At 52.5% G+C, this 7,053-nt stretch carries 5 protein-coding genes and 2 pseudogenes; 4 read left to right on the top strand and 3 right to left on the bottom strand.

What is annotated here, in order from left to right; genetic code table 11:
- Nucleotides 1-325: 325 nt before the first annotated feature.
- Nucleotides 326-890: pseudogene (locus NXT01_RS09450) on the top strand (NYN domain-containing protein); the annotation flags it as partial.
- A 362-nt stretch (nt 891-1,252) separates the two neighbouring features.
- A pseudogene (locus NXT01_RS09445) lies at nt 1,253-1,612 on the top strand (NYN domain-containing protein); the annotation flags it as partial.
- 26 nt (nt 1,613-1,638) lie between these two features.
- Here NXT01_RS09445 and NXT01_RS07885 read toward each other — a convergent pair.
- Nucleotides 1,639-2,328, bottom strand: coding sequence for a hypothetical protein (locus NXT01_RS07885; RefSeq protein ID WP_259079623.1), 690 nt, complete (start codon nt 2,326-2,328; stop codon nt 1,639-1,641).
- Between the two features lie 124 nt (nt 2,329-2,452).
- A complete protein-coding gene (trxA, locus tag NXT01_RS07880) occupies nt 2,453-2,821 on the bottom strand; it encodes a thioredoxin (RefSeq protein WP_259079622.1) in 369 nt (122 codons plus the stop codon).
- A 157-nt stretch (nt 2,822-2,978) separates the two neighbouring features.
- Here trxA and NXT01_RS07875 point away from each other — a divergent pair, with 157 nt between their 5' ends.
- On the top strand, nt 2,979-3,182 hold the full coding sequence (locus tag NXT01_RS07875) for a heavy-metal-associated domain-containing protein (RefSeq protein ID WP_259079616.1): 204 nt from the start codon (nt 2,979-2,981) through the stop codon (nt 3,180-3,182).
- Between the two features lie 157 nt (nt 3,183-3,339).
- Entirely contained in the window at nt 3,340-5,553 is a 2,214-nt protein-coding gene (locus tag NXT01_RS07870) for a cation-translocating P-type ATPase (protein WP_259079666.1), read from the top strand.
- On the opposite strand, the gene dnaB is transcribed toward NXT01_RS07870, so the two are convergent.
- Nucleotides 5,554-7,017, bottom strand: coding sequence for a replicative DNA helicase (gene dnaB, locus NXT01_RS07865; RefSeq protein WP_259079614.1), 1,464 nt, complete (start codon nt 7,015-7,017; stop codon nt 5,554-5,556).
- Nucleotides 7,018-7,053 lie beyond the last annotated feature (36 nt).

The following is a 7,053-nucleotide window of genomic DNA, read 5'->3' as shown; positions in this document are numbered from 1 at the left end:
CATACAACCTAACACCACACAGCGTCAAATCGCACCAAGCTCATGCACCACCACGACCAACCCTGGCCGCAACGACCCACATAAAACTACACACCCCACACCAAACACACAAATCCCCAGCACACAAGCTATAAATAAGAATTTTGAGCTCACTAGACGTGGGTTCAACAGAAAGCAGGGTTGAATAGGCCCGGTCCCACTGGCGTGGAGTAGGGTCGTAAAGGAGCAAATCTACGGCTCAGCTCGATACGCCTTATACTGTGAGATACGGGTCGAGTAAGGGCCTATATAAAAAGTTACTTAGAGAAAGAATATTAGAATTATCATGCTTGAACGCACTCAAATTTATGTAGATACCTCGTATCTACTAGCCAGTTTTTACAATGCTTGGGAAACGGGCGCCCGCTCACAATTAGAGATTGATCTTCCTGAGGTAGTTAGAGTCCTAAGCAGTATGGTCGAGCAAAGTTTAGGTCAACCCGTTCATCGCCAACTGTGGTACGACGGTATTCCCGATACCGGCCCTCACCGTTATCAACGATCGTTGCGGACCTGTGCAGGTGTGCAGCTACGTGCTGGATCGTTGATTGAGTGGGGTGAGCGCCGTACTCAGAAAGCAGTCGACACCCGTCTGGTTGCCGATATGGTGCTCGCCGGAGTACGTCGCGAAGTAACTGATATGGTGCTCGTCTCCGGGGATGCCGATATGATTCCAGGTGTACAGGAAGCTGTGGATAACGGCATCCGTGTACACCTTTATGGTTTCGGCTGGGAGTCGATGTCCTCTGCACTGCGCTTCTCCTGCGATACCACCACAATTTTAGATCCTCGCATGGACTTTGAGGACTGTATGCAATTGCAGGTTCTCGAGGGGCCTCTGCCTCCGCGTATCCAGCAGGAAGAATCAAAAGACAGTGCTGACCATCCTGAGTACAAAGAGAATTTCGATCCTGATGCAGCGGATAATTTCCAACAGCCTTATGAATATCAAAGCGCTGAGAACTCGGAAGAACTCCAAGAAGATCATCAGCCCGAGAAGCAGAACGAGGTTATAGTCGAGAATGAGGCGGAGATCGTCGCGCAAGTCCCCGATACCGAAGTTCCGCCGCCACATCACGTGGCTGTCGAATCGATCAAAGTAGAACGCAACTCCGTCGAGGAGATTAAAGACGGCGTACGATCGGTATCGATAGAAGAAAACGTAGAATACTCAGCTGCGGTCAATACTGGAGACTCCAGTCCTTCTCCCACCGATGCACCGGCGAAACGCCCTGTGCCGAGTCCCTCCATGATGGCTCCACGGCGCAAGCTCCGGTCGCGGTATGTGCCCCTCCCTAATGAGGTGTGGACATCAAGTGGCTCTTGTAGCCCCTTTGATGTGGGTCAACAGTACGCAATTTGGTGGTATGAGAAGGCCGCCAGCCCCGAGCAACTTGATGATGCCCATACCCTAACTGGAGGTGGGCTTCCGCCCGAGATCGATCGGCCGCTTTTGCAATTTGCCTGCGAAACCCTCCATGAGTACACTCTCACCGAGTCTCAGCGGGTCAATCTCCGCGACGGATTTCACTCTGGAATGCGCGGAATACTATTGGGTAATCGCCCCGACTAGGCTAGGCCTTTAAATAGGTCAGGCTTTCAAGGGTTGAACCGCAGCTCTTTCTCAAGCGCCGCAATACGTTGAGCCACTCGACTTTCAGGGTGCGGTTCCTCAATAGTTTTCATCCGTTGGCGCGCGTCATCGTCAAGCAAGGTATGCATAGTAAGCGCTTGATCATGGCGCGCGTGCAATGAAGCTCTGATTTCACTGAACGCGGTATCAATGGGAATAATATCTAAGTCTGAGACGTCTGGACCTGTCGATATGACCCCGTTCCCTGGTTCAGTCAGGTGTGCTAACTGATCTGATAGATCCGCGGCGACCCTTGCCAGCTGCTTAGCTGCTTGTTCTTTCTGTTGTTGCGCTTCGCTGGCGAGGGCGTCCATCTGTTCTATGGCATCGTCGAGGCCGATGAGCTGTTCAGCATAAATATAAACTTCTTGCATGGTCGCATGTGCATTTCTCGGGAGCTCATAGCGGCGGTAATGGTTTGCTAATATCAGCAATTCTCGAATTTTTGCAGCCAGTAATTCACTTCGTTGAGCGGCTCGAGCTCGACGTTCGCTCAGTTGCTTTAGCTGAGCCTCCGCAGCACTTGCTTGAGACCAAATGCGCTGATACTCATCCTCGGTGGCGGAGAATTTCTTCTTAAGGCGCTGCAGCTCTGGGTTAGAGCTCGATAAAGCAGCCCGAAGACGCTTGATACCCCTCGCCATAAAGTGAGCCATATATGCGCGCTGCCTTTCTCAATTTCCTTGTTTCAGACCATTATAAGACCGACGCGCGCCCTCTTCAGCCCAAAAGAAGAAACCCAGTATTCACGCACGCGAATACTGGGATAAATGTAGGCGCCTAAGCGTTATCTTGCTGCTCAGCTACTTGCCGACGTACCTCATCCATATCAAGCGCACGCACCTGGCTAATGAGATCATCCAAAGCTGCCGCTGGCAGGGCTCCTGCTTCACGGTAGACCATGATGCCATCCCGGAAAGCCATCAACGTAGGGATGGACATGATTTGCAAAGCAGCAGCCAATCCCTGATTTTCCTCAGTATTGAGCTTAGCGAAAGTAATATCCTCGTGCTTATCGGCAGCCTTGGTATAAACCGGCAGGAACTGTCGACACGGTCCGCACCACTCGGCCCAGCAGTCAACGAGAACAATACCGTCTGCGGTGACCGTTGATTCAAAAGTGTCTTCAGTTACATTAACGAGTGCCATTGTCTATTTATCTCCTACTATTGAGAATGATTGTTTCTTAATTGAGGGCGGAGTACTCCCACCGCCCCAGTGTATTCATGGTCAAACAATCGTGCACGAAACGCTTTCAGCAGGCGTATTCAAGAGAAGAAAATACCTAGTGAAAGGGATATTTACCGTGGTGAAAAACTACTATGTTTCCGGCATGACGTGTTCGCATTGCGTCGCCTCAGTCACCGAGGAAATCGATGAGATTCCCGGCACCGAGGGTGTCGAGGTAGATCTCGAGACCGGACGCGTCTGCGTTACTGGCCAAGGATTTAGCGACGAGGAAGTCGCCGCTGCTATTACCGAGGCTGGCTACACCCTCAAAGAGTCATAGCAACCCCATCACCTGATGGGGTGAGTTCTCATTAAACTAGGGCTCGTACCAGCATCCTACGACGGTGGTATGAGCCTTTAATATTTTCAACCCAAGGAGAAGTGTGAGTAGCGCCCCCGCTTTATCATCTAGCCATATCGAGCTCGGGATTACCGGCATGACCTGCACATCATGTTCGACTCGGGTGCAACGCAAACTAAATAAGGTCGATGGGGTTCAGGCCGCTGTTAATTACGCCACTGAAACCGCCTCTGTGGACTACGATCCCACGAGTACGAATCCAGAACATTTAGCCGAGGTTATCAGGGCTGCCGGTTACGACTCATTCATTCTCAATGATCCACCAAAGAGCCCGCAGGAACCGGGTTCAGAGGAAGAAACTGAGATCTCACCAATCGATAGAGCCCGCGACATGCATGCTCAGCAACTGCGCAACCGGTTGGCAATTTCAAGTATTTTGGCGCTACCCGTCTTTGTGCTCTCCATGTTTAGCGCCACCCAATTCGATAACTGGCAGTGGCTCTGTTTCGCTCTCACTGGTCCAGTATATTTTTATGGGGGCTGGCCTTTCCATCAGGCTACGGTTCGCAATCTTCGTCACGGTTCCTTCACTATGGACACCTTGATTTCTTTGGGCACCACCGCCGCCTTCGCGTGGAGTATCTATGCGCTCTTCCTCGGAGATGCCGGAGAGAACACAATGCGCATGGCCATGAGCTTCTCATCGCATAGTGACCACAGCGGAGATCATATTTACCTTGAATCCGTCGCGGTAGTGATCGTCTTTATTCTTCTCGGCCGATGGTTCGAAACCCGGGCAAAAGGGAGGAGTTCCCAAGCCCTGCAAGAAATTCTCAACCTCGGGGTAAAAACGGCAACCATTCTAGAAAACGGTTCGGAACATCGCCGCCGCACCGAATTAGTCGATGTGGGCTCGATCCTCGTCGTGCGGCCGGGGGAGAAGATTCCCACCGATGGGATCATCACCGCGGGGCACTCAGGGGTCGATGAATCCATGCTGACTGGCGAATCAGTACCCGTTGACAAAGCCGTGGGCGATAAGGTCTTCGGTGGAACTCTCAACACCTCCGGACGGCTTTTGGTCGAGGCCACCAAGGTAGGTAAAGATACCGCTTTAGCGCAACTTGCGGAATTGATGACCCAAGCCCAAGCAAAAAAAGCACCCGTGCAAAAGCTAGCGGACGCAATTTCCCAGGTATTCGTACCCATTGTGGTCGTCATTGCGGTTCTTACCGTCTTGGTGCACTTCTTCCTTTTGAATGCTAGCTCGTCAGACGCCTTTGCTACCGGAGTCGCCGTCCTTATCATCGCCTGTCCGTGCGCTCTCGGACTCGCTACTCCCACTGCGCTACTCGTGGGCGCGGGTCGTGGTGCACAACTCGGTCTTGTCATTAAAGGCCCAGAGATTTTGGAAAATACTCGTCGGATTACGGCGGTCGTGCTCGATAAGACAGGCACTATCACCAAGGGTGAAATGACAGTGGACACGGTATCATTGCTTCCGGAGAGCGAGCTAAACCGCGACGAAGCCCTCAGATATGCTGCTGCCGTGGAACAGGGCTCAGAGCACCCCCTTGCTCGCGCCTTGCTGCACACACAGGCTCATCCTCTGCCAGAGATTACGGATTTTTATTCGACCCCAGGCCGCGGAGTCGCAGCAACGGTAGCAGGGAAAAAAGTCGTTGTAGAAAAGCCGCACACGTCTGTTGATGCCAAGGTGGCGTCAGACATTCGGGACCTTGAAGCCAGTGGTGCCACAGTGCTATTACTCGGCATCGATGGTGTTTATCACGCCCTCATTGCGGTGCGCGATCAACTCAAAGACGGGGCTCCTGCGGCAGTTGATGAACTACGTTCTTTAGGGCTTGTACCCTATATGCTCACCGGCGATAATCGAGGCGCTGCCCAGTTCATGGCGCGTCAAGTAGGCATTGATGATAGTCATATCTTTGCCTCCGTCATGCCGGAACAAAAGGTAGAACGCGTGCAGGAATTGCAGCGTCGTGGTGAAACGGTGGCGATGGTCGGCGATGGCATTAATGATGCAGCCGCCCTTGCTCAGGCCGATCTCGGCTTGGCAATGGGCGCGGGCACCGATATTGCAATCGAAGCAAGCGATATCACGATCATGAATAACGATCCACAACATATACCGCTAGCCATTAAGCTGTCGCGGGCAACGCTTAGAACGATCAAATTAAATCTGTTCTGGGCTTTCGCCTATAACGTCATCTTGATCCCGGTAGCAGCCGTCGGCCTGTTAAATCCCATGTTTGCGGGTGCCGCAATGGCCTTAAGTTCAGTATTTGTAGTGAGCAATTCACTGCGCTTGAAGGCTTTCGGACGCTAATTAATGCGGCATATTGGCAAAGCGAGAAAAGTGTAGCTGGTGGGCCACGCGTACCGTGTCAATAGGCCCACCGCGGTGCTTTGCCAAAATAATATCGGCCTCGCCCGCGCGGCTATCTTCTTTGTCCTGTGAATCGGGGCGGTAGAGCAACATCACCATATCGGCGTCCTGCTCCAGAGATCCAGATTCACGCAGATCAGCCAATTGCGGGCGCTTATCCGTGCGCGATTCAGGGCCACGGTTGAGCTGGGAGATGGCCACCACCGGCACTTCCAGCTCCTTTGCCAAAAGCTTTAAGGAACGGGAAAATTCGGAAACTTCCTGCTGGCGTGATTCGGTTTTCTTGCCACTGCTCATGAGCTGTAAATAGTCGACGACGATTAGTTGCAGATCGTGCTTCTGCTTTAATTTACGTGCTTTTGAGCGGATTTCCATCATAGTGAGGTTCGCGGAATCATCGATAAAGATGGGGGCATCCTTAAGCTCGTCGGTGCGGCTGACGATTACCCGCCAGTCCTGGTCCGTCATGGTACCGCTGCGCATATCGGTTAACTTGATTTCTGTTTCCGCCGAGAGCAAGCGCATGACGATCTCGGATTTGCTCATCTCGAGAGAGAAGATTGCGGCTGCTTTATTGTTTTTAATGGCACATGAGCGGACAAAGTCGAGCGCTATCGTTGACTTTCCAACGCCCGGACGCGCCGCCACAATGATCATCTGACCTGCGTGTAAACCATTGGTGAGCCGGTCAAGATCCACAAAACCAGTAGGGACCCCTTGAGCTAGGCCGCCGCCGTCGGAAATGCTATCGAGTTCAGCGAGGGTTTCTTCCAAAATATCGCCTATCACCATATAGTCCTCGGTGGCGTTAGTGCGGGTAATGGAAAAGACTTCCTGTTGAGCTCGGTCAATAACGGCATCAACCTCGGCACCCTCGGTGCCCTCGTAACCTAATTGCACTACCCGAGTTCCAGCCTCGACGAGGCGCCTCAGAAGCGCCTTCTCCGCCACGATTTCAGCGTAATACTTAGCGTTAGCGGAGGTAGGAACCGAAGAGATAAGTTGCACGAGATAGGGGGCGCCGCCGATACGCTCTAAATCATTCGAGCGATCGAGGCGTCCACCCACGATCACCGGATCGATTTCGCGCGACTCAGAGAACAGTTCGATCATCGCGTTAAAAATAAGTTGATGGGCAACGCGATAAAAATCCTCTGCTCTGAGGATATCGATCATATCGATCACGGCGGAGCCGCTCAGCAGCATCGCTCCCAACACGCCTTGCTCGGCCGCTAGGTCAAAGGGAGGTTGCCGGTAATCGTCCACCGATGGGGCGGTCTCGCGTTGCTGATAGGAGCGAAACTGTCGGGGTTCAGCTACTGGGATATCCTCTTTCGGCACTGCCTGCGAGTAAATTGGGGCCTGCGCGTCGTCATCGAAATTGGTATCTGGAAAATTTGTCATATCGAGCGCTTTTCTCCATCTAGTTATATCCAGCGG

Source organism: Corynebacterium sp. ES2775-CONJ (assembly GCF_024814515.1).
Classification (GTDB): domain Bacteria; phylum Actinomycetota; class Actinomycetes; order Mycobacteriales; family Mycobacteriaceae; genus Corynebacterium.
The sequence above is the reverse complement of the archived record's forward strand: the minus strand, read 5'-3'. Positions and strand labels throughout refer to the sequence as shown.